This is a genomic window from Pseudomonas sp. P5_A2_2, assembly GCF_054177685.1.
In genome coordinates, this window is the sequence record NZ_JBGCUL010001226.1 from 1 (window position 1) to 1,188 (window position 1,188).

The window sequence follows — 1,188 nt, forward strand, 5'->3', positions numbered from 1 at the left end:
GCACCGTCTTGAGCATGCGTTTGACTTCACGCTCGTTCTTGCTTCCAAAAAGTTTCTTTAACAAAGGCGCAAACATATCGGCAGGATCTTCCACACTAAAGGGATGGAGGGCGGCCCCGTGAGTCGCCCGTGCAGCCCTCATGGCCGCATGCGAACGAGCATTCTACCCGGAAACGATGGAGAGGAAAGTGGCGATATTCCACGATGCTGGCACAGCGCTTTGACGGGGCTCACTTAAAATAAGGGCATTTTGCTCAACTTCAAGCCGTTCAAGGCAGAAGTTAGTTGTTGATTTAATGGGCAAAGCACCCACAAAAGCAATGGGCGGGTGCATCCGGTGCTTTCTGCTACCATGGCGCCTCTGTTACTTCAGGTGTCTGATCATGGCATTTCGCCCACTTACGGCCAAAGTACCTGCCGTTCTACTACGCGAAGCCAAGCCGCTGAAAGCCATTCTCGGCCACGCTCAACGCCTGGGTCATCTGCAGCGTTTACTCGAAAGCCAATTGCAACCCGCCGCTCGCGAGCATTGCCACGTGGCCTCCTGGCGCGAAGGCAGTTTGTTGCTGATTGTCACCGACGGTCATTGGGCAACCCGCCTGCGCTACCAGCAGAAGCGCCTGCAACGGCAACTGCAACTGTTCGACGAGTTTGCCAATCTGACCCGGATCCTGTTCAAAGTTCAACCGCCGACCGTTCAGCAAGGTGCGGCCGGGCATACCATGGATTTGTCCAACGACGCGGCAGCGACCATCCAGGCCACGGCCGATGGCATCAGCGACCCGAATTTGCGGGCCGCGCTGGAGCGACTGGCGGCGCACGCCAAATCCAAATCCTGACTTGAGACCCGTGTGGGAGCGAGCCTGCTCGCGATGGCGGTGTAACAGTCGGCATATACGTTGAATGTCACAGCGCTTTCGCGAGCAGGCTCGCTCCTACATTTAACTGTGTTCGCTCAATCTAGCGGCGTTTGCTGCCGCCTAGCAACGAGCCCATCAACCCGCGCACCAACTGTCGCCCAAGCTGATTGGCCGCCTGGCGCATCGCCGACTTCAAGGCCTGGCCGGCGGCCGTACCTAGGAACTCCCCGGCCTGCTCGGTGAAACTTGGCTCCTCAGGTGCCGGCTTATCCGGAGCTGCTTCGTCTTGCGGCGCCAGGCCTTTGCGTCCCATCAGCACCTCATAGGC

At 58.3% G+C, this 1,188-nt stretch carries 3 protein-coding genes; 1 reads left to right on the forward strand and 2 read right to left on the reverse strand.

Translation table 11 applies throughout. The features are described 5' to 3' along the window. Positions 1–76 (reverse strand): hypothetical protein (locus tag ACXRVY_RS30305; RefSeq protein ID WP_458239115.1); only part of this gene is annotated, 76 nt, incomplete at its 3' end. A 307-nt stretch (positions 77–383) separates the two neighbouring features. Between ACXRVY_RS30305 and ACXRVY_RS30310 the strand changes: the two genes are divergently transcribed. After that, positions 384–839: a DUF721 domain-containing protein gene (locus tag ACXRVY_RS30310; protein ID WP_223459513.1), complete on the forward strand. Its 456-nt coding sequence runs from the start codon at positions 384–386 to the stop codon at positions 837–839. Positions 840–960: 121 nt separating this feature from the next. Here ACXRVY_RS30310 and ACXRVY_RS30315 read toward each other — a convergent pair. Beyond that, positions 961–1,188: helicase HerA-like domain-containing protein (locus ACXRVY_RS30315; RefSeq protein WP_458239114.1), on the reverse strand; the 228-nt coding region annotated here is incomplete at its 5' end.

What these genes read in the sequence shown, in the direction of transcription:
- ACXRVY_RS30310 (WP_223459513.1), top strand. Translation starts at nt 384, where the DNA reads ATGGCATTTCGCCCACTTACGGCCAAAGTACCTGCCGTTCTACTACGC.